The sequence below is a fragment of the Fibrobacter sp. UWH5 genome (genome assembly GCF_900142505.1).
In the GTDB taxonomy this organism is placed as follows: Bacteria; Fibrobacterota; Fibrobacteria; order Fibrobacterales; family Fibrobacteraceae; genus Fibrobacter.
The window spans coordinates 212090-238174 of sequence record NZ_FRBB01000003.1; the positions used below are offsets into that span (position 1 = coordinate 212090).

26 protein-coding genes are annotated in these 26085 nt (G+C 45.5%); 17 read left to right on the forward strand and 9 right to left on the reverse strand.

All coding sequences use genetic code 11. The features are described 5' to 3' along the window. The first annotated feature begins 77 nt into the window (after nucleotides 1–77). Nucleotides 78–872, forward strand: a complete 795-nt coding sequence (locus BUB38_RS04905) for a PrsW family intramembrane metalloprotease (RefSeq protein ID WP_073157839.1) — start codon at nucleotides 78–80, stop codon at nucleotides 870–872. A gap of 125 nt (nucleotides 873–997) precedes the next feature. Here BUB38_RS04905 and BUB38_RS04910 read toward each other — a convergent pair whose 3' ends face one another. Then, complete coding sequence (locus tag BUB38_RS04910; RefSeq protein ID WP_073157841.1) at nucleotides 998–1837, reverse strand: TIGR02452 family protein; 840 nt, start codon at nucleotides 1835–1837, stop codon at nucleotides 998–1000. Between the two features lie 114 nt (nucleotides 1838–1951). Between BUB38_RS04910 and BUB38_RS04915 the strand changes: the two genes are divergently transcribed. Further along, the gene (locus tag BUB38_RS04915) at nucleotides 1952–2842 is read left to right on the forward strand and encodes a DUF58 domain-containing protein (RefSeq protein ID WP_073157844.1); all 891 of its coding nucleotides are present in this window, start codon (nucleotides 1952–1954) and stop codon (nucleotides 2840–2842) included. Between the two features lie 8 nt (nucleotides 2843–2850). Here the strand turns inward: BUB38_RS04915 and BUB38_RS04920 are convergent, their stop codons facing one another. Further along, nucleotides 2851–4857, reverse strand: a complete 2007-nt coding sequence (locus BUB38_RS04920) for a GTP-binding protein (RefSeq protein ID WP_073157962.1) — start codon at nucleotides 4855–4857, stop codon at nucleotides 2851–2853. A 47-nt stretch (nucleotides 4858–4904) separates the two neighbouring features. On the opposite strand from BUB38_RS04920, the gene BUB38_RS04925 reads away from it, so the two are divergent. After that, on the forward strand, nucleotides 4905–6620 hold the full coding sequence (locus BUB38_RS04925; RefSeq protein ID WP_073157847.1) for a GGDEF domain-containing protein: 1716 nt from the start codon (nucleotides 4905–4907) through the stop codon (nucleotides 6618–6620). 11 nt (nucleotides 6621–6631) lie between these two features. On the opposite strand, the gene BUB38_RS15970 is transcribed toward BUB38_RS04925, so the two are convergent. Then, nucleotides 6632–7087, reverse strand: coding sequence for a hypothetical protein (locus BUB38_RS15970; protein WP_073157850.1), 456 nt, complete (start codon nucleotides 7085–7087; stop codon nucleotides 6632–6634). Beyond that, the gene (locus BUB38_RS04935; protein WP_073157853.1) at nucleotides 7059–8456 is read right to left on the reverse strand and encodes a Y-family DNA polymerase; all 1398 of its coding nucleotides are present in this window, start codon (nucleotides 8454–8456) and stop codon (nucleotides 7059–7061) included. The genes BUB38_RS15970 and BUB38_RS04935 overlap by 29 nt, the downstream gene beginning before the upstream one ends. Nucleotides 8457–8490: 34 nt before the next feature. Here BUB38_RS04935 and BUB38_RS04940 point away from each other — a divergent pair, with 34 nt between their 5' ends. The 4 genes from BUB38_RS04940 to BUB38_RS04955 all read left to right on the forward strand — a co-directional run bounded on the left by BUB38_RS04940 (nucleotide 8491) and on the right by BUB38_RS04955 (nucleotide 11960). Then, nucleotides 8491–9111: a xanthine phosphoribosyltransferase gene (locus BUB38_RS04940; RefSeq protein WP_073157856.1), complete on the forward strand. Its 621-nt coding sequence runs from the start codon at nucleotides 8491–8493 to the stop codon at nucleotides 9109–9111. A 4-nt stretch (nucleotides 9112–9115) separates the two neighbouring features. Then, the gene (locus BUB38_RS04945; RefSeq protein ID WP_073157859.1) at nucleotides 9116–10426 is read left to right on the forward strand and encodes a nucleobase:cation symporter-2 family protein; all 1311 of its coding nucleotides are present in this window, start codon (nucleotides 9116–9118) and stop codon (nucleotides 10424–10426) included. Between the two features lie 119 nt (nucleotides 10427–10545). Then, the gene (locus BUB38_RS15975) at nucleotides 10546–11142 is read left to right on the forward strand and encodes a hypothetical protein (protein ID WP_139258242.1); all 597 of its coding nucleotides are present in this window, start codon (nucleotides 10546–10548) and stop codon (nucleotides 11140–11142) included. Continuing rightward, complete coding sequence (locus BUB38_RS04955; RefSeq protein WP_073157865.1) at nucleotides 11142–11960, forward strand: hypothetical protein; 819 nt, start codon at nucleotides 11142–11144, stop codon at nucleotides 11958–11960. The genes BUB38_RS15975 and BUB38_RS04955 overlap by 1 nt, the downstream gene beginning before the upstream one ends. An 8-nt stretch (nucleotides 11961–11968) precedes the next feature. Here BUB38_RS04955 and BUB38_RS04960 read toward each other — a convergent pair whose 3' ends face one another. Further along, nucleotides 11969–13537: a GGDEF domain-containing protein gene (locus BUB38_RS04960; protein ID WP_083541934.1), complete on the reverse strand. Its 1569-nt coding sequence runs from the start codon at nucleotides 13535–13537 to the stop codon at nucleotides 11969–11971. Nucleotides 13538–13807: 270 nt separating this feature from the next. Here BUB38_RS04960 and BUB38_RS16725 point away from each other — a divergent pair, with 270 nt between their 5' ends. After that, nucleotides 13808–14602 carry a YecA family protein gene (locus BUB38_RS16725; protein WP_083539622.1) on the forward strand — a complete coding sequence of 265 codons (795 nt, stop codon included), beginning with the start codon at nucleotides 13808–13810 and terminating at the stop codon, nucleotides 14600–14602. 5 nt (nucleotides 14603–14607) lie between these two features. Here the strand turns inward: BUB38_RS16725 and BUB38_RS04970 are convergent, their stop codons facing one another. Both BUB38_RS04970 and BUB38_RS04975 read right to left on the reverse strand, forming a co-directional pair. Further along, nucleotides 14608–15639: an alcohol dehydrogenase gene (locus BUB38_RS04970; protein WP_073157870.1), complete on the reverse strand. Its 1032-nt coding sequence runs from the start codon at nucleotides 15637–15639 to the stop codon at nucleotides 14608–14610. Between the two features lie 27 nt (nucleotides 15640–15666). After that, a complete protein-coding gene (locus tag BUB38_RS04975) occupies nucleotides 15667–16644 on the reverse strand; it encodes a hypothetical protein (RefSeq protein WP_073157873.1) in 978 nt (325 codons plus the stop codon). Nucleotides 16645–16697: 53 nt separating this feature from the next. Between BUB38_RS04975 and BUB38_RS04980 the strand changes: the two genes are divergently transcribed. The 5 genes from BUB38_RS04980 to BUB38_RS05000 all read left to right on the forward strand — a co-directional run bounded on the left by BUB38_RS04980 (nucleotide 16698) and on the right by BUB38_RS05000 (nucleotide 19126). Further along, nucleotides 16698–16940: an AbrB/MazE/SpoVT family DNA-binding domain-containing protein gene (locus BUB38_RS04980; protein ID WP_073157877.1), complete on the forward strand. Its 243-nt coding sequence runs from the start codon at nucleotides 16698–16700 to the stop codon at nucleotides 16938–16940. An 11-nt stretch (nucleotides 16941–16951) separates the two neighbouring features. Further along, entirely contained in the window at nucleotides 16952–17356 is a 405-nt protein-coding gene (locus BUB38_RS04985) for a putative toxin-antitoxin system toxin component, PIN family (RefSeq protein ID WP_139258244.1), read from the forward strand. 270 nt (nucleotides 17357–17626) lie between these two features. Then, nucleotides 17627–18070, forward strand: a complete 444-nt coding sequence (locus tag BUB38_RS04990; RefSeq protein WP_073157883.1) for a mobile mystery protein A — start codon at nucleotides 17627–17629, stop codon at nucleotides 18068–18070. Beyond that, nucleotides 18070–18675: a mobile mystery protein B gene (locus tag BUB38_RS04995; protein ID WP_073157885.1), complete on the forward strand. Its 606-nt coding sequence runs from the start codon at nucleotides 18070–18072 to the stop codon at nucleotides 18673–18675. Before BUB38_RS04990 ends, BUB38_RS04995 begins: the two co-directional genes overlap by 1 nt. After that, on the forward strand, nucleotides 18659–19126 hold the full coding sequence (locus tag BUB38_RS05000) for a hypothetical protein (RefSeq protein ID WP_139258246.1): 468 nt from the start codon (nucleotides 18659–18661) through the stop codon (nucleotides 19124–19126). The genes BUB38_RS04995 and BUB38_RS05000 overlap by 17 nt, the downstream gene beginning before the upstream one ends. On the opposite strand, the gene BUB38_RS05005 is transcribed toward BUB38_RS05000, so the two are convergent. After that, complete coding sequence (locus BUB38_RS05005; protein WP_217650864.1) at nucleotides 19127–21487, reverse strand: TOTE conflict system archaeo-eukaryotic primase domain-containing protein; 2361 nt, start codon at nucleotides 21485–21487, stop codon at nucleotides 19127–19129. It abuts the gene before it with no gap. 228 nt (nucleotides 21488–21715) lie between these two features. On the opposite strand from BUB38_RS05005, the gene BUB38_RS05010 reads away from it, so the two are divergent. From BUB38_RS05010 to BUB38_RS05025, 4 genes are all read left to right on the forward strand, one after another. Continuing rightward, a complete protein-coding gene (locus tag BUB38_RS05010) occupies nucleotides 21716–22321 on the forward strand; it encodes a type IV toxin-antitoxin system AbiEi family antitoxin domain-containing protein (RefSeq protein ID WP_073157894.1) in 606 nt (201 codons plus the stop codon). Further along, nucleotides 22314–23210, forward strand: a complete 897-nt coding sequence (locus tag BUB38_RS05015) for a nucleotidyl transferase AbiEii/AbiGii toxin family protein (RefSeq protein ID WP_073157897.1) — start codon at nucleotides 22314–22316, stop codon at nucleotides 23208–23210. Before BUB38_RS05010 ends, BUB38_RS05015 begins: the two co-directional genes overlap by 8 nt. 142 nt (nucleotides 23211–23352) lie before the next feature. Next, entirely contained in the window at nucleotides 23353–23655 is a 303-nt protein-coding gene (locus tag BUB38_RS05020; RefSeq protein WP_073157900.1) for a helix-turn-helix domain-containing protein, read from the forward strand. A 71-nt stretch (nucleotides 23656–23726) separates the two neighbouring features. Further along, nucleotides 23727–24926, forward strand: a complete 1200-nt coding sequence (locus BUB38_RS05025; RefSeq protein ID WP_212668356.1) for a type II toxin-antitoxin system HipA family toxin — start codon at nucleotides 23727–23729, stop codon at nucleotides 24924–24926. Nucleotides 24927–25063: 137 nt separating this feature from the next. On the opposite strand, the gene BUB38_RS05030 is transcribed toward BUB38_RS05025, so the two are convergent. Continuing rightward, nucleotides 25064–25864 carry a hypothetical protein gene (locus tag BUB38_RS05030; protein ID WP_073157906.1) on the reverse strand — a complete coding sequence of 267 codons (801 nt, stop codon included), beginning with the start codon at nucleotides 25862–25864 and terminating at the stop codon, nucleotides 25064–25066. Between the last annotated feature and the right edge of the window lie 221 nt (nucleotides 25865–26085).

Here is a 26085-nt window from a genome sequence, read left to right on the forward strand (position 1 = left end):
ATATAGATGAATTATGTAAAAAATATATAGACAAATTTTGACACAATCAAAAATGTATATTTGGTCAACGTAGCCCTATGTATCTTCTTGAATATTCCTTAATCGTTTTTCCAGCAATCTTTCTGATGGTGTTCATCTACATGATGGAACCTCTCAAGAAAGAACCGAAGTTCTTGCTATTGGCGAGCTTTGGATTAGGAACGCTATCGCCCTTGCTCTCCGGAATTTTTGTAATCATCCTAGAGATTCTCCGTAGCGTCCTCACCGATGTTAAGGATTATTTCTTGGCGGATGTTCTATTTAGGTTTTTTATTATCTGCGGCTTCTGTGAGGAACTTGGCAAATACATCATGCTTCGAGTCCTCACTTGGAAAAACAAGAATTTTGACTGCGTATTTTCTGGCATCGTATATGCGGTTTTCGTCTCACTTGGCTTTGCTGTTTTGGAAAACTTCGATTACGTTTCAAAATACGGGATTTCCTGCGCGATAGACCGTATGGTGACAGCCATCCCAGGGCACGCCTGCTTTGCCGTCTACATGGGATACTATTACAGCAAATCCAAGGAAATGGCATTACTTGGAAATTTCAAGAAATCCAGGGAATTCACCAGAAGCGCTATTTTCGTTCCCGCGCTAATTCACGGCCTTTATGACGCCTTCATGCCACTCGCCAAGTATATCACCGTAGGTCCCATGTACATGGTACTGTATATGGTATGGTACGCAGGAATCGGCTTCATGTTCATCTTTACCCTCAAATTTTTATCAAAGGTTGCCAAAAGCTCACTTTACCAGCGCCATGATAACGGCAATCAAGGTGAAGCCCACATCATCAAGCAGGCCAAGGAACTGGAATCGCATCGGGAATAGCATCTATTGGGGAAAGGTTCGAAAACGAGACAGCTGATGCTGGCCTACGTCAGCATGATAAAAAAAATGTCGGGGAACAACACCCCGACGGCCCGCAGTACACAACACACCTGCGGCGGTTACGTTTATTTTAGAGTCTCCTTAAAGGCATCATAATTACCCATGCCATGACGGGGACTGCAATACACGGCAAACTCAACTGCCGTAAAATACTTTCCGTACTTTTCCAGAAGCTGGCGATAGGCTTCCGCAACGACCTTGGGATTATTCCTGAAAGCGCCACATCCAAAGGCCCCCAGGACAAGAACTTCCACATGATTCGCAATGGCCACCTGGAGGATTTTTTCACCACGTTTCAGGTGGATTTCCAACTGTTCCTCATCACTGAGGCCATTGGCGTCAAACCACAGGTTGGGTGCGGCGCAGGTAATCACATCCACCGCGAACCAGTCCCTGCTGGGCAAGCGCTTCGGTTCAGCCACATCGCTTTTTACCACAGCCACATGGGGCACATAGATACAGGCATCCGTATAGATATGGTCATGGCGTTTGCGATGAAAACGATAATAGTTCTGGAAAAAATCATCCCTTTTCAAGACGGGATAGAGGGTGGAACAACGGCACAGGCATTCTTCCTGGGCGGCAGCTCCATTCGTAACACCTCCACCAGGATTAGTAGCGGAAGCAAAATTCAGCACCCCCACACGTTTATCAGGATACTTCTCATGCAGTTTCCTGGCAGCTTCAAAAGTACGGTGACTGGTAACGGTCACTTTGGGGGCGGTTCCGTCGTCCTGGATCAAATCCGAGACCTTGTTACAGGCGTCGTCAAAACCAGGGACATCGCGTCCCTCCAGGTAGAGTTTTGCTCCCTGGGAGGAATTTTCCACAATCTTCTTCAAGGAGGTGTTCCCCTGGATCATGGCCATGGTATCTTCGAAAATCTCGATTAATTTGTCATTCATTGCATTTTACCTTTTTTATCTCTTTATATTTATCGGAGATTGCTTGGAAAATGTCAAATAGAATGTTCTAAAAAATGATTTTTTGTATATTACTCCCCGTAAAACGAGATTAAAATGCTTGATAAAGAAGTTCTAAAAACCGTCAGCCGTATTGAATTGAGCGTTCGCGGCACGCTGGACACGGTCATGACCGGCGCCTACCATAGTTCCTTCAAGGGAAATGGTATGGAATTCAGCGAAGTCCGTGAATATATGCCTGGCGATGACGTGCGAACCATTGACTGGAACGTGACGGCCCGTACCGGCACCCCCTACGTAAAAAAGTTCATCGAAGAACGTGAAATGACCATGCTGCTGATGGTTGACGCCTCCAGCAGTTCCGAATTCGGAAGCGGAAAGCAGATGAAGGGCGAAGTCATGGCCACCCTCACGGCCCTTTTGGCTTTTGCAGCCATCAAGAACAATGACAAGGTGGGCCTGCTGATTTATACCGACCAGGTAGAACTTTTTATTCCGCCGGAAAAAGGCCGCAAACATGTGCTGCGCCTGATTCGCGAAATTCTTTACTTCAAGCCCCAGCACCACGGCACCAATACCCAGGTAGCCCTGGAATATGCCGGCAAGATTCTGAACCGCAAGGCCGTTGTGGTGGTGATGAGCGACTTTTTGGATGAAGGTTTCGAGAACGCCTTCAAGATCCTGCGCAAGCGTCACGACGTGTTGGCCGTTTCTGTGGTGGACCCCCGCGAAATGGAATTGCCCCCTGCAGGCCTTGTGGAATTGGAAGACCCCGAAACCGGCGAAACCTTGCTCATTGACACCGGAGACGTCGCCTTCCGCGAAGCCTTCGCCCGAGAGGCAAAGCGTCAGGGAAAGCAGACCAAGGATTTATTCCAGCGCATGTCCATTGACTTTGTTCGCATCGAGACCCACGACGACTTCAAGGAAACCGTGGCCCCGCTCATTGAGCACTTCAGACGCCGCGCCAAGATGGCCCGCAGCTAACAGCGGAGTTATTCAACACAGGGTCGATAGCCCAGCAGTTTCAAGCTGTACAACGCCGTCCCCTTGCTGATGCTGCGCACGTTGGTAGCGTATCCAAAAATCTTCCGCAGGGGAATATCCGCCTTTAGGAAGTGGGTACGTCCATCGCCACCGATTTCCTTGACCCTTCCCTCACGGGCCTGAATATCGCTGGTAATATTACCGGCAAAGTTCACCGGACATTCCAAAGAAAGTTCCATGACCGGTTCATAAAGTTTAATGTCAGACGGCTTGAAAAGCTTGGTAACCGCATCGGCGCAAGCCTTCTTGATCATGGGCGGCAGGGCATTTTCGGTCCAGCTGAATTCCAGGACTTCGAAGCGGACACCCACCAGGGGGCCCTTGCCCAGCACACCAATTTCAGCCGTTTCCAGAAGTGCGGAACGGACACCGGCAAGAATCTCGCGAGGAGCCGTTTCCAAAAATTCTGCGGTTAGACGAATGTCGTGATTCTGGGGCAGCTCTGCGGAATTTTCCACCACATCATTTTGAATGGGGGACGCAGATAGTTTAATGCTAATTTTATGGGGGCCAAGCTGGAAGGAATTTTCTACAGCATCCACTTCATGGGACAGGCGCTCCTGCCAGCGGACCTCGGGATCGCCGGCCTGAACTTCACAACCGAATTCACGACGGAGACGGGCCAGCAGAACATCCAGCTGGACTTCGCCAACCGTATGCAGATACCAGAAGCCACCATCGTCATGAACCACGCGGAAACTAGGATCCATGCGGCTCAAGGTATTCAGGCTCTTTTCTACATGATGGTAGTCGTCAGTAGCAAGACATTCTACGCGGGTCTGCAACAAGGGCTGGTAACGGTCGCGGATGTTTTCGCCCTTCGAATCTTCTTCGTCTTGCAGAAGATGGCCATCCCGCATAATGACCTGACCCAACTCCGCTTCAAAAGGTGTACGCATGGCGTAAATGTCACCGGCACGGATTTCTTCTACGGGAATCAGAAGGTTGGCCTTCAAACGTGAGAACTCAAAACCTGCAGGCCATTCCTTCCGCTCCATGTCGCAGTGGGCGCGGAACAGGGAAATCTCCCCCACGCCCTTGAAATGACGCAGACGGATAACCTGGCCTAATTCCCGTTCATCAAACTGCGGAACCTCGGGCAAGAAAAAGCTCAAGGCTGTCACAAGACTGCGCACGCCAAAGCCCGCCATGGCAGAACCCGCATAGCAAAGCGCATAGTCGGAATCCAGGGCAAGACCTTTAAGACCGCGAAGCAAAGCCTTGGGCGGAACCGGCTTACCTTCAAGGGCCAATTCCAGAACTTCATCATCGAAGTTGCTAGCGAATTCTACCGCTTCCTTATAATGCTTGGCCAGCAAATCGGCGCTGGAACCGCTAGATCCTTCACTTCGTTCAGAGGAAGACCCTTCAGAAAGAACATCGGCAGAGTCCACCACTTCTTCGCCACGGTCTGAATGGACCAAGCGACTCTTGCTCAGCACATCGAGCACACTGACCATCTGACCGTTCTCATATTCGGGAACCGTCATCAGCACCGGACGCACACCCAGGATCTCTTCTACGTTAATGAGGGTCTCGTCCAGAGAATAATCAGGATTGTCCAACTTGTTTATGTACAGTATGGTCGGCACACCTGCGGCCCGTAATTTTTTAAAGGCGGCAACCGTCTGAGTTTCCACTCCACTGGCAGCACTCACCACCAGCACAGCCCCTTCCACAGCCGTAAGGGCCATATCCACTTCGGCTCCGAAATCCACATGGCCCGGAGTGTCGATAAAATTGAACCAGGTGTTTTTCCACTCGAAATGAGCCACCCCACTTTCAATGGTAATCCCCCGTTCCTTTTCTTCGGGCAGATAATCCATGGTGGCAAGACCTTCTTCCACCTTACCCGGGCGACGCACTTCGCCAGCAGCAAAAAGAATACGCTCGGAAAGGGTCGTCTTTCCCGCATCGACGTGGGCCAAAATGGCAATATTTCTTATGGGTTGCATATCACAAAGGTAGTAAATCAAAAAAAATCATTTATATTTTTTAATATATGTCCACTATCGATATCTCAAACGCTATCTCCGCATTGGCCAAGACCTACTACAAGGTCTTGAAAGTCAATTTGACGGACGATACCTATCAAGTGGTCAAAATTCTCCCTACAGAGACCCCCGACGAGCAGAAAAACGACATCAAGAGCATTTCTCTATGGTTCATGATGTTCGCCGACAGGGGAAATATCTACGAAGCAGACGAAAATATCTACCGAACAAGGCTGACCCTGGATTCCCTCCGCAGCTTCTTTAAGGAAAACGACCGTTTCCGCCTAAGATACCGTCGAAAGACCGACGGCGTGTTCCGCTGGGTGTTCATGGAAATCATCAAGGCCGATGACTACACCGACAAGAACCAGTCCACATGGCTGTTTGTCCAGGACATTCACGATTCCTACGTCCACGAGATGGAAGTGCAGCGTGAACTGGAGCATTTCTGCAAGTATGACACTCTAACCGGATTGAATAACTTTTACTCTTATCAGACCCAGTGCCGCAATTACGCAAGCCAGCAGGAGCCAGAAAGTATCGGCGTGATCTTTGCCGACCTAAACGGTCTCAAGCTGATTAATGACACTCGCGGTCATGCCGCCGGCAATGACTTCTTGCGTTCCTTCACCAGCAAGCTGGTCGAAAATTTCAAGCACGAACTCATCTACCGAATCAGCGGCGACGAATTTCTGATCGTGATCCACGGAAGCGACAAGGAAGACGTTCAATTCCTGGCCGACAACTTCCATGCCTACCTGAGCAAGGATCCCGTTCCCCAGGCCTCCATCGGCTGCAGCTGGAGCAAGAATCCCAAGCATATCGAAGACGTGGCCCGCGATGCCGAAACCAAGATGTATAAGGACAAGGAAGCCTTCTACGAGAAGCATCCCGAATACAAGCGCGGCATTGCAGAACTGAGCTACAAGCGCGAAATTGACGCCATCCTTCGCAGCCTTTCCAATTCTTACGCCCTGATGGCAACCATCGACCTAGAAAAGAACAGCTACTGGGTCTTAAAAACCTTGGCAAAATCCAACGCCCCCAAGTCCTTGACCTTTACCGGAATCATGAACGACACCATTCAGCTGGTGGATCCCGAATACAAGGAAATCGTAGCCCAGTTCTTTGACATCCAGTTCCTGAAAAGTGATCTGAAAAAGAACAAGAGTCTCGTTTACGAATACAAGACCATCGCCGGACACTGGCATCAGGCCACCTTCAGAACCATCGAAGAAATTGATGGGGAACCGTCCAAGGCACTATTCATCCTGGAACTGGTGGACCATGGCCGTGCCGCCCGACTGGAACAAGTTCGCGATTTGCAATTCGAACATCAGATTATCGAAGGTCTCAGCAAGAACTACACCATGATCTGCCGAATTGAACTGGCCTCCAAGAAAGTTCAGCTGTACAAGAATATTTCGCTCGTCGAAAATGTCACTACAGCCATGAAGGTTCTTGACTACGATGCCGTCGTCAAATGGTTCATCCAGAAATATGTTATTCCCGAAGACCAGGATCGTCTAACGGCATTCATGGACTTCAGCAATGTACGTTCTAAACTTGAAAAAATGGAACAGACTTCAATCCTGTTCCGCACCACGCCGGATTTCCACAACACAAAGGGCATTAGCTACAGCCAGTTCCTCTTCTACCGACTGAAAAGCGACCCCGACAAGATTGTCATGGCCACCAAGAACGTGACCAACTCCATGGGATAATTCAAAACCACTTAAGCAAACTTAATCCACTGGATATCATTCAGTGGAATTTTTGTATCTACAATTTGGAGCGTTGCCGTATTCAAGTCCAGTTTGGCGGCAAGACCTTCAATTTCTCTGTAGGTCCCTACGCCTGCAGCAAGGATTTTGTCTTGCACAAAATAACTGACTCGAATTGTCGGATGTTCACCACGTTGCAGACGTTCCGACAAGGCGGCCAACGCCTCGTCCAGTTCAATGCGGGAATCCTCCATCAGTTCTTCCTGACGGATGGTCAGCTTCTTTTCGGCAGTTTCCGCAATGGCATCGCTATGGCCGCGGAGGGCGGCAAAGGGAGCAAAAATCTTCGCACGATTTTCAATAGACATGCGAGGATGCTTGATGAGAAAATTCCAGTCGTTCCGCGGGTAAGGCAAATTGATAATGTCTTCGTAGTTATCAGGCACGATGACCTCCGATTTGTCCATTGCGTTCCACCGTAGTGGCTCCTTCCTGCAAGTCCATGCCCTTGATAATGGCGTTCTTGCCAAAGCGTTTCTTGATCAGCAGCTCCGCCTTCAAGCGTTTCTTTTCCTTCTCCTGCTTTTCAACATCGGTAAAAAGGTCCACTTCCTCGTAACTCACGTCCAGCACATCGTTAGCCACAAGATTCAGACGTTTCAAGGTCAGCTTCGGATTCACAATCCGGTCGAACAGTTTCATCACCGCCTCGGCAATAGCGGACTGGGAACAAGTATAGCGGCCCAGATTTGCAGATCCGTGAGCGGGCTTCGGTATTTCCCGTCCGTAGTTATCGATAACCGTGGGGCCTACATAAATTCCCTTGTCCACATTTTCGCGGTCATAGCCCATCATCAAGGTTAGACTGTTTGTCACCAGATTCTTGTCTATCAAATCCAATGTCAGGGAGTCTACCATTTCGCGAACGACAATGCGGGCCTTTTCTGCCGTGTAGGGGCAGCTCAAAACCTGGCCGCCACCAATGCTGTTGGATTTTGGTTTGTACTTCTTGATTTCGGCAATGGTACAAGGTTCATAGCCCCAGGCATGGTCAATCAGGATTTCGGCATTAATGCCGAACATCTTATAAAGGGCATCGGCATTCTTGATACTTACACGGGCAAGGTCACCCATGGTATAAATTCCACGACCGCGATTCAGGTTACAATTTTCCAGACGTTCCGCAATCCCGCGGCCAATCTGCCAAAAACTGGTAAGAGGACGATGATTCCACAGGTTCCTGCGAAAACTCATTTCGTCCAGTTCCGCAATGCGGACTCCGTCTTCATCGGCATCTACATGCTTGGCCATAATATCCATGGCAATCTTGCACAAGTAAAGGTTGCTGCCGATTCCCGCCGTTGCGGTTATACCCGTAGTTTCAAGTACGTCCTGGACCATGGTCTTCGCCAATTCCCGGGCCGTTTTCTTATAAAGTTTGAGGTACTGGGTAACGTCCAAAAAACATTCATCGATGGAGTAATTGTGAATGTCTTCGGCACTCACATATTTTAGGTAGACGTTATAAACCTTGGTAGAAAATTCCACATATTTCGCCATGCGGGGCGGAGCCACAATGTAATCCACATCCACACCTGTACGACGTTTCACCTCTTTTAATTTCTGGATTACTTCGAATAAGCGGGCTCGGCCAGGAATTCCGTAGGCTTTCAGGCTCGGGCTCACCGCCAGGCAGATGGTCTTTTCAGTACGGCTGGCATCGGCCACCACCAGGTTCGCCTTAAGCGGATCCAGCCCCTGCAGGACACATTCCACAGAGGCAAAAAAGGACTTCAAGTCGATCGCTATAAAGGTGCGCCTTTGAGAATTTGCCATAAGGTCAAATATAGATTTTCCTAGATTTTCCCGCATGAACTTTCTAGAAGAAAAAATTCTCCGTGACGGCAACATTAAGGAAGGCAACATCCTTAAGGTTGACAGTTTTTTAAATCATCAGATCGACGTTGATATTATGCGCCAGATGGCCTACGAATTCCAGCGTCGCTATCGCGATGTGGAAATCAACAAGATCCTGACTATTGAAGCCAGCGGTATTGCCATCGCCACTTTGCTGGGCCACCTTTACGACGTACCCGTGGTTTTCGCCAAGAAGAGTCAGACCGCAAACAGCACCGACGACAAGTACGTTGCCCAGGCCTACTCCTTCACCCACAAGAAGATGAACAACGTGTTCATTTCCAAGCCCTACATGAAGGCAACCGATAAAGTCCTCATCGTAGACGACTTCCTGGCAGATGGAGCCGCAGCCCACGCCCTCATCGACCTGGTCCATCAGGCCGGCGGCACTGTGGCTGGTTTAGGCATCGCCATTGAAAAGGGTCAGCAGAAGGGAGGCGCAACACTCCGCGCCGAAGGCTACCGCGTAGAATCCATCGCCATCGTCGAATCCATGGACTGGGAAACTCAGACCATCAAGTTCCGCGAACAGCCGGAACTGCCGTTGCAGAATACAAATTTGAAACTGGGGTAACAGTATGAACAATTCATCAGAGAACATTTACCAGCTGGACGGTCGCGTTCCAGTTCTCAAGGCGTTACCTTTCGGCCTGCAGCATGTGCTAGCCATGTTCGTCGCAAACATCACCCCCATCATGATCCTTGCCGGGGTTGTAAACCTGGATAAGGGACTGACTGCGGCCCTCGTTCAGAACTGCATGATCATCGCCGGTATCGGCACCCTGGTGCAGCTTTTCCCCATCTGGAAAATCGGTTCCAGATTGCCCATCGTCATGGGCATCAGCTTCACCTTCCTTTCCGTTTCCATCGGCATTGCCACCACCCAAGGCATGGGCACCCTCATGGGCGCCGTGATCGTAGGTGGCATCGTAGAAGGTCTGCTGGGTCTCTGCGCAAAATACTGGCTTAAGCTCATCCCCCACATCGTCGCTGCAACCGTGGTGACGGCCATCGGATTTTCTCTCTTGCCTATCGGTGCAAATTCCTTCGCCGGCGGCCAAGGTTCTGCAGACTTCGGCGCCACCCACAACTGGATTGTCGGTAGCGTCACCTTGCTCACTTGCTTGCTCACTCAAGTGTTCGCCAAGGGTTTTCTCAGGTCCCTTTCTGTACTGGTAGGCCTTATTGTTGGCTACATTCTCGCCCTCTGCATGGGCATGGTAGATTTCTCGGGACTATCCAACTGCAGCATCATCGCCCTTCCCAAGATACTCCCCTTCACTCCGGAATTCCACTTGGGCCCCATCCTTTCTGTGGTGGCCATCTTCCTGGTTTCTGCTACAGAAACTGTGGGCGATTCTAGCGCCCTGGTGAACGGCGCACTCAAGCGTCAAATCCACAAAGTCGAAATGGGAGGCGCCATCTCCTGCGATGGTTTTGTCAGCACAATTTCCGGTATCTTCGGTTGTACCCCCATCACCTCCTTCAGTCAGAACGTGGGCCTGGCTTCCCTCTCCGGCGTCGTGAACCGATTCACCATCGCTACAGGAGCAGTCATCATGTTGCTGGGCGGTATCTTCCCGCCGGTGGGAACGTTGCTTACAACTATCCCCCAGGCTGTGCTTGGCGGCTGCACCATCATGATGTTCGGATCCATTCTTTTTGCAGGATTCGGCATGATGTCCAAGAGCGGTTTTAGCCAGCGTAACATGATCATTACCAGCCTCTCCCTTAGCGTAGGCCTAGGCTTCACCCAGGCAACCGGCATGTTCAAGGAATTCCCCCAAATTATCCAGACCATCTTTGCAGAGAATTGTGTGGCTGTGGTTTTTGTGTTAGCGGTAATTCTAAATCTTGTTCTGCCCAAGGACAAAACAAAAACAGCATAAGGCTCCAATTCCAAACTATTGTTTACAATCAGGCACAATAGTTCGTGACCTAAATCATCTTTTGCAAAAAAAAGAGAACGACTTTCAGAAAGCCGTTCTTTTTGTCTATATTTATTTTCATGAAAAATACAAGGTTAGGAACACATCTCGCTATTATAGCCCTTTCTTCGGCATGTTTCATCGCATGTGCCGACGACACCAGCACAACCACAGGCTCATACAGATCCTGCAGTCGCGTTTCTTCACTGAATGACTATCAGAAAAATTTCGGTAAGTACAAACTGAACGAAAAAATTCCATTCAAGCATTCCGACGGACAAGACATCTTTCTCACCGTCACAAAGGCGCTTAACGACGCAGACAGCATGTCTTGCCAGGTCTTTCGAGATGTTTGGCTGGAATCCGACTACCCCATCTTATCAATCAAGCTGAATGCCAGTTCCGTCGATTCCTCAAGCACTTCTATCAGAACGATCAAGGCTACCATAGGCAAGCACGAATTCTATCTAGACGATCCGTCTACATCTAACAATCTAGACACTTTGATTGAATCGCTGAAAGTCAACAAGAATACCTATCACGACGTAGCCGTGGTCAAGGACCTTAGTTCCCTCAATAGTGGAGCCATGGTTTACTACAATCAGAAATCGGGAATCATAAGAATCGACCTAGAAGACGAAAGTTCCATCACCTTGAACGAAAGGGAGGGATACTAATGAAAAGATTTCTCATCCTTGCCATGAGTGCACTGTATTTTACCGGCTGCCCGGATTCTTCGTCTTCAGCCAACGACCATCTATATTTCTCCGACACATTAATCCCATACGTCGATGGTCATAAACATTTTACCAAGGATAGTTCCATTTACTTCAAGGACTCCCGTGGTTTTACAGATGAAATAAGGCACTCTATTTCTTTTACCGAAGACGACATTCCTTCATTGAAATACGAGGGAGTCGCAAGCACCATGCCGATTGAACTCGGACTAAGAATAGACGCAACAACTTACGGAGGATCCATTTTTGTCACTTGCGGAGAAGTCAACGCTTTTGTCAGCTCTCGCCCGATAGACGAAAACGACCAGGACAATCCGTTTTTCAAAAGTGAATACAAGGATTCTGTCTCGATTAACGACACGTACTACAAAAATGTCCTTATCCTTGAAACGCCCCAAAAAAAGGGTGATTCCTGTAACGTAGGCAAATTCTACTACGCCGCCAGAGAAGGCATAATCAGAATAGTCGCCAAGAACGGGACCAATATCGACCGCATCAGCAAGAAGATGTATCAGGAAATCAAGGACAAACGTATCGAAGATGCTGCAAGGGCTGACTCCATTCAAGCCGCCATCGCAGACTCCGTTGCAAAAGCCGTTGCAGATTCAATCATCAAGGCAAGTTCCCAGCCTTCCGATACATCAGACGGCACTATCATTTCCCAGGAAGTAATTGATGCAGCCGAATCCATCGCCGACTGCATCAAAAAGGCATACGCCGCAGGCTCCCTTACTGCAATCAAGGATTGCAAGATTTAAGCAAGTTCCTAGTCCGATTTCTTCACCGATGTGTTCATGCTCTTAACATACAGAAAAACGTTAGGGGATTCATCGGTGTAATCGGACGCTCTCAAGAGTTCCATCAAGGCTGTTTCTACACCTAGCTTGGTATTCTTTCGATAGACAAACGAGAAGGATTTCCGCCCATTCACAAAATGCTTGCGCAGATTTTCAAGATCGGTCTGTTGCAAAAAGTTTTTCACATCATCTATATACACCCGACCCTGTCGGGCGTAATTTTCAAGCCACTTGGAATGTTCCGTAGAAAAGCCTCGACGCGGGTCTCTTTCGCTGGGATCCATCTGGACAATGTCAAAAGTATCCGTAGCCAAATTCAACTTCAGGATTTTCGTATAGGAATTACAGACCGCCCCGAAGGCTTCACGCAATTTTCGACGGTCGACACCCTTATTCCTATAATAGTTACTCTTGTCCAATCGCATCATATTGTCAGCGATAGCCTTTAACTCAACCACATCTGACATGGGGAAATTCCGCTTTTCGGCAAAGCCAATGGACAGCGCAAGTTCCTTCACCTTTTGACCTTGCCAGCGAGAGACTTCATTTAAAAGCCTCGTTTTAAAGAAGGTTCCATCGCCATCAAAACGAGCCAAGACCATGAACTCTTCACCACCATATCGGTAAACCTTTCCTTTGGAACCGAATGCCCTGGAAATACAGGCCGCAGCAGCCAACACCAATTCATTACCGGCTTCCTGGCCCAGGCTATCATTTACCTGTTTGAGCCCGTTAATGTCTATGGAATATACAATAGCAGAATCTTCCAACGGCTCATTCCTATAACGTTTAGCGTCTTCTTCCATGGCGTGGCGGTTAAACACCTTGGTAAGGCCATCGGTATTCGCCTCCACCGTCATACGTTCGTTGTGTTCACGGGCAGCAATAAAAATATGGACGATGCAACAACCAATGAAATAGCTCATCGAGTTGAACGGACAGCCCGAGAATTGCAACTGGAGAATTCCAAAAATAAACGGCATGATGACGAACATCAGAACAGGGAATTGTCTGCCATCATCCTTGCGACTATTCTTGATACAGAAGTAGGCCATCACAAGACCGGCCACCACAATAATCAAGTGCGGGGCCAGCATGGCCACCCAGCGCAGGCTTTCGGCGACATAGGCGTTATCTTCTGATATAGAGAATATGGTCGGGTAAAAGAAATTGCGAACAACAAGGATCAATTGCAAAGAAACGATCACAACGCCAAAAACACGAAAAGCCTTCTGATGCTGAATCCCTTTTCGCAGGAAGGTCAGCAAGAAGTCTAACCAGAAATAAGCCGATACGATTGTGCATACATGAAACACCGTCGATGTCACAAAGAACAACGAGGGGATACCTACCGCCTCAAAACTAGACAGTTCCCAGACCGCATCCTGGAAACAGAAAAAAACACTCCAGGCAAGCAATTTTCTAAAGGCTCGATTCAGGGGAGAAATTTCGTCGCGATAGATATACGAATGCCTTAAAATAATGGCAAGCACAACAACATAAACTAAATCAGTAATCCAATAAAGATGATTTTCCATACAGGGTTAATCTAACAAAAAAACAACTCAAAAAAAGACTTTACATCATACCTCTCGGATATTTTTTCAAAATTCATCCAAGATGTATACACTTTCTGCCAAGACACCCTCTTTCAAAAGCGATGTCAAACTAATTCAGAAACAGCACCACTTGTACTGACGCTTACCCGTACAGGCAGCCACTCCAATCTGCTGAAGAAACAACTCTACACAATCGCACTTTGATCACAACAGCATAATATTTACCAAATCTTGCCAAAAACAATACATTTGGTAAAGATATATAATCATAATCTTACCAAATCTCATAAATATCTGGCAGAAATGGGGCTACTCTACCTTTACGGCAAGGACGCGGATAATCTTAAGGCTTACTTGCCAGACGAACTTTATGGGGTGGCTACGGCATCCGATATTGCGGATTTATGGAACCGGGATCATGGCACAAATTTTTCCGGCAAAGACATGTGTAAGCACATCGAAAAATGCGCCCAGGTATCAAAGTACTTCCATTACTTCAACGGTGGTCTTACCGACTACCGAATTGAGTTCGGCGATGAAATCACGGAGATTATGGAAGGGCAAAAGGGAAAGCAGATATATCAACCAACCCGCGAAGAAATCGAACATTGGGGTTTTGCTGAAACGGACCTCAACACATATATTCCTGAATACGAAAAGTTATTCAACGCCGTCAAGCAATTCAAGGACCCAGAAACAGCATTAGACATCGCTTCTTATCTATTGGAGTCCTGCATGCGAGGAAGAAATCCATTTAGGGAAATCGAATTCCTGCGGACGGAATTCGGCCTTGAATTAAAGGACATCAACGAAGTTGAAAGAGTGCTTAGGCCGTTGCAGGAATTCAACAACAATTGCAGAATGTGGACAAACCTAGGGCACACTCCGCTTAGCTTGCCTAGACCAGGTAGCAATGCGAATCCATTCGGATTAGCAAATGGGATTCCTTTCCAAAATAGCGGTCCTAAGGTCGGACGCAATGATCCCTGTCCTTGCGGCAGCGGGCTGAAATTCAAGAAGTGCTGCGGCAAAAACATGAACTAAAGCATCTACACAATAGCCACCTTAATCACGCCGTCCAGCTTATTTTCAAAAATGCGGTAAGCTTCTTCAATGTCCTGCAGGGGGAACTTGTGGGTGATTAGCGGGGTGGTGTCGATTTTCCCCTGCTCAATGAGGGCGAGAATTTCGGCGCAGTCGCAGCCGTCTACACCGCCGGTTTTGAAAGTGAGATTCTTGCCGTACATATTGGGCAAGGGCAAAGTCATGGGCTTGTCGTAAAGGGCCACCACTGTCACGATGGCGTTGGGTCTTGCGCATTCCCAGGCCATGCGGAAAGTGTCTTCGGTTCCGGCCACTTCAATGACAACGTCGGCACCGCCGTGGGCACTTTCCCTTTGCACCACCGCACCACATTCCTCCGGCGTAGTCACAATCACCTGGGGATAATGCTTGCGCACAAATTCGCGACGCATTTCATCCTTTTCGCAAACGATAATCTTCGCCGGATTCTTTAGCATCACACAAAGCAGCGTGCAAATGCCTGTAGGGCCAGCGCCAATAATCAACACCGTATCCTCAGTCTTGATTTCAGAAATGCGGGTCGCCCAGAAACCTGTAGCCAAAACATCGCCTACAAAAAGAGCCTGCTCGTCGCTGACGGAATCAGGAATCTTGTTTAGGCCCTGATCAGCAAAAGGCACCCGCACAAATTCCGTCTGGCCGCCATCAATGCGGCAGCCCAGAGCCCAACCACCATTTTTATCGGTGCAGTTGTTCACGAAACCCTTCTTGCAGAAAAAGCATTCCCCGCAAAAAGTTTCCACATTCACCGTCACGCGGTCGCCCACCTTCACGTTCTTCACGTCAGCACCGACGGATTCCACAACGCCCACCATCTCGTGGCCCACGGTAATTCCCGGCACCGCCCGCGGCACAGAACCATGCTTAATGTGCAAGTCACTGGTACAGATGCTCCCCATGGTCACACGGACAATGGCATCCCTCGGCCCCTGCAATTCAGGCTTCGGCTTTTCCATCAATTCAAACTTCTTGTGTTCTTTATAGACGTAGGCTTTCATAGTGGTAGGGTTATTTTTGGCTCTACTTTAATAAAAAATCTCAGGCGTGATACGATTTCTTCTTTTTGCAGAAGGGCGTCCAAGCAAATCAAAATATTGGAATTTCTTGATATTTGATGGACGTTTGTTACGTGCAATAGATGTCGTATTTTCTGAATCAATCTTCACGAAATAAACGATTGTATAGTCGTTGTCACTTGCAGTCTCTTTGACAACAAACCCATTTTCGGTTTCTTCCAAGGTATAGGTTTTGCTGACATTGTTTTCTATTTTCCAATCGCCACCATTATAGTAGTATTCGTATTCCAGGCACTGCTTGCTGTTTGCTGGATCCCTTACAATAACGAGTTTTTCATCTTCTCTACTTTCCCCATCATCATCGGGGCCCCTGTTTGCGTATATAAATATCGAATCATTCTTTATGACTTTGTAAATGGAATCAACAGTATACTCGTAGTTGAGAATAAAGATGGAATCCTTGAATATTCTTTGGTCTAGCCATGGTCTATCTGGGAAATTCCCAACAACAGAAAAGTATTCGTCTTTTTGCTGGTATGAAATTGTAGCCGGCGATGGCGCACACGTGTAGTTCGATTCTTCAACCTTATCGTCCATGGCAACTCTTTTTGATTTGCATAATTCAGAAAGCGTATTGCCATTCCATTTGAATTTTGAGGTTTCGTAATAATAATCCGTAAAAAAAGATTCGCCATCCCAACCTTGCATTGGGTAGGTTCGATATGTACTGTCTAAAACATAACCCGGAAAGGCATACATTCCTCCAATGTCATTATGAACGAATATGTTTAGGCAATCTAAGGCAAAAACATTCCATGCGAAGGACATTAGAATAAGGAGGATTTTCTTCATTATTTTCTTTTCTGCTATTTTCCAGATTTCGATTGCGAGATTAAGGACAAATACCCTAAAACCGAACGCCCGGCATTTCTGCCAAGCTATGTCAAGGAGAATATAGTTAAACGTTTTTCTTTCCTTTGTTGCCATTGTCGAATAATGTTATTATATTTAGGTAAAGAAAGTAAGGAAAGTAAAGAATTATGGAGACAGCAAAAGTATCTTCAAAGGGACAAGTAACCATTCCCATCGAAATCCGCAAAAAACTGGGCCTTCAAGAAGGCTCCCATGTGGCTTTTGTTGAGCAAGGCAACCTGATTGTTCTTGTGAATTCATCAATGCTGGCTCTGCGTCAAGCCCAGTCTGAATTTTCCGGCATGGCAATGGCCGCCGACATAAAGTGCGAATACGATGTCACAAAGATGATCAAGGATGAACGGGATTAGTATTGCGAGTAATGCTCGATACCAACGTCTTGCTTTCCGCGCTTTTATTCCCCGGGCAGAAATTTGACTTGCTTCTTGAAAATGTTTTCTCTTTTCATGAACTTGTGATTTCAAATTTTCTGCTTGATGAATTGCGTAAAGTCGTCAAGAAAAAGTTTTCGACAAAGACGGAAGCTTTAGAAAGATTCATCTCGGCTATATCTTTCGAATTTGTAATCATCCCGGAAAAATTCAAACAAGTGGTACCAATCCGAGATCCAAATGACTATCCGGTGCTTCTGAGCGCGTTTACTGGGAATATTGATGTCCTTGTCACAGGCGACAAGGATTTTATGGACCTGAATCTTGCTAGACCAGAAATCCTGACGCCGGCGGCGTACATAGAAAAGTACGTTGCGAAGCAAAGTGAGGACTGAGCCGGAATCTTTTCGTTTATTGCCCCTTGACATCCAAAATTTTCTAAACTATATTTTTATAGTGCACAAAAGTGCATTTGACAAACTTTGGTTTATGCCCTGCCGTTTTCGCATGTCCGCAGGGAAGGAGATGGATTCTTGAACTTTATCAGCATTCCTTACAATATCAATGGATTTCATGAATATATAACACAAGTGTTATGCTCTTATTGCGTTTGTATAATCTTTTTGTTATTTTTATACAGAAAAATAAAACTTAAAAGTTATATAATGAATCAAAGAATATTGCTCCTTCGCTCGCTCACAACCAAAATAGAGGGCTTTGCTAATGTCGTGGATCATGTTCCGCCAAAGCAGGGCTGGATTTCGTCCATCCGCCAGGCTCTTGGGATGACTGCGTTGCAGCTCGCAAATAGGCTTGGTGTTAGTCAACCTCGTATTGCAAAAATGGAGCAGAACGAGGACAATCTCAAAATTTCCACAATGAAAAAAATCGCAAGTGGATTGGGCTGCGATTTCGTTTATGGTTTTGTTCCAAAAGAACCCTTAGATAAAATGATTCAAAACCAGGCCCAACAGAAAGCTGCCAAAACGTTATCAATTGTCAACTCGAACATGGCTCTCGAAGATCAGCTTGCTAAAGACCCGCACATTCTAGAAGATTTGACAAATGACATGATCAATAAAAATATCAAGCAAATTTGGGACGATTGATGGCAGATATTTTTTCGACTGATGACAACTCCACACCTCTGTCACCAGAAGAACGCGAAGGTCTCAAACCCAGGTGGATTACTACTCGTAAAGAACTGAACGAGCTGGAAACAAGAAATATTCTGGAAGCAGAAACTTGGTTGACCAATCAAAAAAGACTTGATGTTTTAAATGATTCGTTTTTGCGAAAGTTGCATAAGAAAATGTTCGGTCAAGTTTGGAAATGGGCTGGAGAATACCGTTCTACAGAAAGAAATATTGGTGTGGCTCCGTATCATATCCCTACAAAATTAAAGGCTCTGTTCGACGACGTATCATTCTGGGTAGAAAACCAAACTTTCTCAAATTTGGAAATCGCGGTTCGATTACACCACAGACTTGTTTTAATACATCCGTTTCCCAATGGCAATGGACGAGTCTCCCGACTGATGGCAGACATGTTTATGCAACAGCATGGAGAAAACAGGTTGCATTGGGGAAACGGCAATTTAACTGATATAACCGATTTGCGAAACAAGTACATAGAATCGCTTCATGATGCAGACCGTGGCGATTTCAAAGCCCTGATAGAATTTGTCAAAGGAAACTATGAAAAATCCAATTGATCAACTTATGGACTGGCGAGAATTCGTTCCCGAAGGAGACGTTCTTGCCGGACTGAATACACTAGCCTTATTTTTCCAAAATGGAGACGTCACAAGCGTTAAGGAAAATCAAAAATATGTGGCACAACTTTTTGCTTTCTTAAAGGCATGCAAGGGCTTTGTCGAAGATATTGAACCCCTGCTCTATTCTGCACTGAAAGATTGTTCCGACGATGTAGCCGACACATTTCAGTTTGCTCCCGGCGCAAAGAACATCAAGTGCAATGATGCCGACGAGTTTTTCAAAATGTGCGAGCAGAACAACATATCCATCAAGGATGCATGCAGGTTCATCTTTTCTGGCATTACGTTGAAAAAGGCTACGGAACTTTTCAACCAGCCTAGGGAATTTCTCGAAAAGAACTACAACTTCGAAACAAGGCAGAACCGCGACAGGATTTCGCTGAAGTAATCACGACAGGTGATATCCAAGAGCCTCGTATCCCTTAACACGCTTTTGATGCATTCTTGCCAAAACAGGAACATCCCCGTCAACATAGTCATATACGCGAACTTCTGTTTTTCCAACAGATTCGCGATGCAATCTTCCCACATACTGCGCCAGCGTTCCCTTCCACGAAATAGGAAAAGGCAAGAATAAAGCATCCAGTTCCTTGAGGTCAAAGCCCTCGCCAATGTAACGGCCGGTTGCAAGAATTACGATATTCGAATCAATCTTCGCATCATTGATTTCTTCCATAATGCGTTTTAGCTGTTTCTTTCCCATACCACCTTTCAAAAGAAAAAGGTGTTCAACATCTGCATGCAAACGTTCGTAAAACCAGTCCAGGTGCTCTGTCCTTTCAGACAGCACAAGAATTTGACGACGCTCCTTATAAGCCTGTAAAATTTCACCAGCAACCAGCTCATTTCGTTTTTCGTCTTGCCAAAGTTCGTTAAAGACTTCCTGTATTTGCAATTTAGCGGCATCATTCTGGAGACGAAAATCTGTATTTCGCACAATTACAGAATGAGAAAAATCTCGTTCCGTAGCCTGTTTCTTCGCACTAACAGAATAACGCACTGGTCCCAAATTCATTAAAACAATCGGGTGTTGCCCATCCTTACGAGACAAGGTCGCCGACAGCCCCACCTTATAAAGAGCATCGCTTTGGCGAACCGCCTGCTCAAAAGAAAACGCCGAAATATGATGGCACTCATCTACAATAACTTGCCCATATTCATTAAGCCATTCTACAGTTTTTCCATCACGATAAACGCTAGAAATCAGAGCCACATCAATTTTACCGAAATGCTTCTTCTTAGTTCCGCTAAATTGTCCAACTTCTTTTTTGGGAACATTTAGAAATGCGCAAATTCGCTCCACCCATTGATCCATAAGTTGTGTACGATGCACAAGAATCAATGTATTGACTTTTCGTTTCGCAATAAGCCACAGGGCAACAATAGTCTTACCAAAGGCTGTTGTCGCGGACAAAATTCCATTTTCATGTTTCAACAAAGCTTCTGCAGCAAGCAACTGTTCAGGATAAAGATTTCCCTCAAAAGAAACATCCATCGGCAGCCCGCAATTTCGTTCATCATTAACAACAGGTTCGATATTATAATGCTGCAGCAAATTAATCAACTTGTCAAAGCAACCAACAGGAATCGCGATATGCTTCGGGTAAAAATCATAACAATAAAGAATCCTTGGTTTTCCCCACACCGGCAATCTCAAGGCCTGCGCCTGATAAAATTCCGGGTTCTGAAATGATGCCAACCTCAAAATTCTATTTCGGAATAAGGCAGGCAACCCCGCAGATTCAATAAAAATTTGATTGCTGATAGTGATGTTTATTTTTTGCGGTAATACAGCCTTTATTTCAGGATAACTCGGACTACTTTTCCATGGTTCATCGTCAACAGAAGCATCTGAAACAGGCAAAATTTCACGATGGGACCTGGCCTTAAAAACATAATCTTCAACAAAACTCTTGCCTATTTTCTGTATTGAAGAAAGGTACGCCCATTGGTCCTCATAAACATCACCGGTATCAGGATTTATAAACGACGAATGATTTTTCTCACGAGCCTTTTTTTGTAACGGCAAAGCAATCAGATTTCCTAAGCCACCCTTTGGCATAAAATCCTGATTCGGGAAAAATCTATCAAAAGAATTCATTCCAATTTGCGGACGCAAATCAAGGGCCTTCGTCATCAGAGCAGAACCTAGCTCTCGAGCAAGTTTCGCAGGAATGCATTCATCAAAGAAAATCCATACATGCCCACCGCAACCAGAGCGGGAACGTTCTAACGAAGCAAAAATATTTTCAGCCTTACAGGCCGACATAAACGCAGATGCGTCATCCAGCCAATCGCCATCATCAAAATCCACTGCAAGGAATTTACAGGTGTCATCTTCTAAAAGAGGATATATTCCAACAACAAAAGGGCGCGAACCATTCCAGCAAGGTTCCTCACCTCTCAAGTGATTTTCGATTACCGATGCCGTCATCGGCAAAAAACATCGACTTGAACAATCTCCGCATTTTACCTTTGGCTTGTTGCAAACTCCCGGCACCCACTCATTCTTACAGACCGGCTGATAGCCCGACTTTCCCGTTTTGGCACTTTCAAAACGCCTTGCATAGACATCTGGACGCCCCTGAAAAAGCGACTGATACAACTTCACCTTTTCCGAGGCAGGAGAAAATTTATCAATAACAGCAGCGGAGCGTTTTAGCAAGGCTATCCGCTCATCAATCTCCTGCAAGCGTTTTAGCAGAGCTGATTTTTCAGCTTCAAGATCGGAAAGAGTTTCGGTAAACACATGCATCGGTAAAATTTAAATTTTTACCGATGGTTTAAAATTTCGGGTTATTGCCAAGCAAGGTCTTTTTCTCATAAAAAAAGCAAGAAAAAGACCCACAATTCTTCAATTTAAACAAAAAACATACAAATTTCTACGGCACATTTATAAATATGCCGTAGATTTTTACACACAATAAACAATACACAAACATTTGCATTTGTGTATTAAATATTGTATATTTAGACCATGTCCAAAATCATGGTAGCACACGATATTGTAGCCTCATACGACGGCATTGTCAGAACATCCGACTTCAACGAAAACGGAATCCACAATGACGAGCTGTCTAGATTCTGCACTAGCGGAAAACTTTACAGAGTTCGCAAAGGCGTGTACAGTGCCGTTCCGACGAACGAAATAGCAGAAGAACGACTGCTTGCAGAACTCTTGCCCGATGTAGTCATCTGCATGGAATCGGCACTCTACTATTACGGCTATAGCAATCACGCCCCCACGGATTGGACAATTTCCGTGCCTAGGTCATTTTCACGTTCCAGACTTAAAATTGACGGCCTTTTTCTAAAAACGCGTTATGTGCAAGAAGAACTTTTCGACCTTGGGCTAAGCACGGAAAACTTCAACGGGTTCGAACTAAAAATTTACGACCGAGAACGATGCGTCTGCGACTGCTTCAAGTACCGCAACAAAATAGACAGCGAGCTATTCAACAAAGCCTTGAACGCTTACGCAAGCGACCCTCAGAAGAATCTAATGAAACTTCTGGATTACGCCCGGAAAATGCGAGTACAAAAGAAAGTTAGAGAAATTATGGAGGTTCTGTTCAATGGCTGATCGCGCAGCATCGGTACTTGCCAAAATACGAAATAAATCCAAGGAAATGGGCTGGAACAGCATGCAAAGCCTTCAGCTATTTTGCCAGGAAGAATTCATCCGCAGAATCAACCTTTCAAAATACAAAGATGCATTTATTTTGAAAGGCGGCCTGCTCATTTACGCACTTTCAAATTTTGGAAGCAGAACAACCCGAGACGCAGATTTTCTCGTTGAGAACCTCTCAAATTCTCCGGAAAGAATGCGCGAAATCATTCACGAGATAATAAATACGGAATCAGAGAATGACTTTGTAACTTTCGAATTGGCAAATCTAAAAGAGATTGCCAAAGAAAAGAAATATACTGGGATTTCTGCATTTCTCATAGCAAAAATCAAAAACACCCGTACGGGGATAAACATTGATTTTGGATTTGGAGACACTATCATTCCAAAGCCGAAAACAGCAAACTTCCCTGTTCAAGTCGAAGGGTTTTCAAGCCCTCAAGTAAGAGTTTACCCCGTGGAAACAATCATCGCAGAAAAAATTGATGCTATCCTTGATCGAATGGAACTTTCCAGTCGAATGAAGGACTATTTTGACATTCACTTCATTCTTCAAAATTTTGATTTTGACGGTGTAACATTGAAAACCGCCATTGCAAGGACATTCGAAAATCGACAACGTAATTACGATATGAATCGTTTTCAGAAAGTCCTTCAATTTCACAACGATCAATCTATGGGAACCAAGTGGAAAGCTTTTCTGAAAAAAGCAAAATTGTCCGAGATTCCATTTCAAAATGTCATTGAATCCTTGCAGAAATTTCTTGAATCGCCAATGCAAGCCTACTTCGACAATAGAGACTTTTTACTAGAATGGAAAAGTGACGAACAAAAATGGGTATAAAAGGACGCTTTTGACGCATTCTTACCAGTACAGGAACATTTTCATCTAAATGGTCAAGTTCATAGACAAGTCCCTAAACGCCATTCATAATGTTCAATATATTGAACATTTTAAGCAATTTTTGTATATTATGTAAAACATTATGAAAAGAGCATTATTACCATCGCAGAAAAGAATTTTAAATAACCTTGGCAAGCAGATAAAACTAGCCAGACTTCGCCGCGACCTCTCGGCAGAACAAATCGCCGAACGGGCAGACATTTCTCGTGGCACCTTGATAAAAATCGAAAGTGGTGATGAAGGCGTCTCCATGGGCCATTATTTTAGGGTACTGATTGCGTTGGGACTTGCAAGTGATATACTCCTTGTAGCAAAAGATGACGAACTCGGCAGAAAACTCCAAGACGCAAAACTAAACGTAAGAGAACGCGCCAGCAAGAAATAAGGTCTCGCAAAATGAATAATCGGTCCGTATACGTATTCTTCCATAACGAGCAGGTCCTCGAGCCTGTTCTCATGGGCATTCTGCAAGAAACCTTGCAACGAGGCAAAAGCATTTTCTCCTTTGAATTTGACAAGTTCTGGTTAAACAATCCCATTTTTCAAATTTTTGATCCTAACCTAAGCCTATTTCGGGGAAAACAATACGCACCTACTGACAAGGATAACTTTGGCGTTTTCTTAGATTCCACTCCCGACCGTTGGGGGCGACAACTCATTGACCGCAGGGAAACTATTTTGGCTAGAAAAGAAGGACGCCCCGTAATTCCCAGGACTGAATTAGATTATCTACTGGGAGTTTTTGATGAGAGCCGCATGGGAGCCCTGCGATTCAAACAGAGTCTTGACGGTGATTTCATCGACAACGACAAAGAACTAGCGACACCACCTTGGGAATCCCTTCGAAAATTAGAGGCAGCCAGCCTAAAATTGGAACAGGATGAAAATTCCATTGATGACCGTTGGTTAAAAATGCTATTACGTCCAGGAAGTTCTCTCGGAGGAGCGCGACCAAAAGCAAATGTTGTCGATGAACATGGTCATCTATGGATAGCCAAGTTCCCAAGTAAAAAAGATCGAAAAGATGTCGGAGCTTGGGAAACTGTCTGCATGACTCTTGCAAAAAAATGCGGTGTAGAAATCAGCGACTTTAAATGCATTAAACTCGGTTCCAAATATCACACTTTTTTAACAAAAAGATTTGACCGAACAGAAAATAACGTCCGCAAGCATTTTACATCGGCAATGACGCATTTGGATTATAACGATGGAGCTAATGGAGGAACCGGAGCCAGCTACCTTGAATTGGTAGAGTGGATTTCTGAACATTGCGTAAATGTGCAAGGCAACTTAGAGCAGCTTTTCAAACGAATTATTTTCAACATTGCCATTTCCAATTGTGACGACCACCTGAGAAACCACGGTTTCCTCTTAACGCCCAAAGGCTGGACACTGTCACCAGCTTATGACTTGACACCCGACGAATATGGAACAGAACTTTCGTTGAACATTAACGAAAGCGAAGCAAATCTAGATTACAATTTGGCAAGAGAAGTTGCGCCCTATTTCGGCATCGCGCCAAGCGATGCAAACAGGATTATCAAAAAAACAAACGACGTTGTTTCAAAGTGGCAAAAGGTCGCAACAGACATAGGCATTTCGCGAAGCGAGCAAGAATTTATCGCAACGGCCTTTAGAACAAAAGATGGTGTTTGAATAAAACAGAACTCGTAAAAAAGAGAAGAAAGTAAATAAACCGCTAATGGTTTCGGATACACACGGTCCCGGATATAGCGTTTAATACAAAAAAAACAGCCCATAACGAATCCGTTATGGGTTGTTTCCTTCAAAAACTATTCCGTCACTTGACTTCGAGTCAATGTATATGTATTAGAGCCACCGATACCCATGCCATTGAGATAAACAGTACCATTAACATCATAACGAATTGCATATGTAATTCCACCACCGCCATCACGAATTCCAACGACTTCCACTTTGGATTCTGCGGGAACATCAAAAGAAACTTGTTTGTGATGTATCATAAACGGTTCTGTAATAGCAACTCCATCTACTTTAAGTTGAACATAATCTCCATCCTCAGCGGCATAGTCCCAAATATGAACCTTAGTCGACTTTTCAGTCTTGTCATGCGTTATTACCATATCCGCTTGCCGAACGGTTATTTGATCATCGTTCTTTACTAACCTAGCCCCAAGTTCCAATTTGTCCGACCACTGCTGTTTCAAGATTTCCTGAGCACCAACACTCGTGCTAATAGGGGTGTCCATGGGACTAACACCTCGCACAGCAAAAGAAATTGCCAAAAGTCCTGCCAAAACTGCTGACCAAAGTACCAATCTCTTTTTACGACGAACGACCGTTTCAGGCGAAGAATTTTCATGAAGACAATCCTTGTTTCCATCCACAGCATCGGAAAACTTATCAATTTTTTCCTTCTGTTTGACATCGACATCATCCTTCGATGTTTCCGTTTTCATATTCTTTCGTAAAGATTCATTTTGTGCCGGAGAAAAGGATTGAATGTCAGGAGTATCTTTTTCAATCCCCAATCTAGAGGAAGAAGTTTCTCCACCATTCAGCTCAGCGTGAGCAACCCCTTCAATTTTCATTTTACGTTCTTTCTGTTCCATAAAAATTCTATATCCTAATTAAACGGATGTTTTCTAAAATAAAATCGAGGCATCATCAACATGTGTGGTAGCATTTAGGCTGCCTTGCTAGATGATCCTCTCGATTCCGATTCCCATTCGTAGGCAATCTTTACATCTACATAGGAACAGCTCAACATTATCAGCGACAGCATGTTGTTCATATTCCTGAAGCCATAGGCAGTCCGTATCAGTAGCTTTAT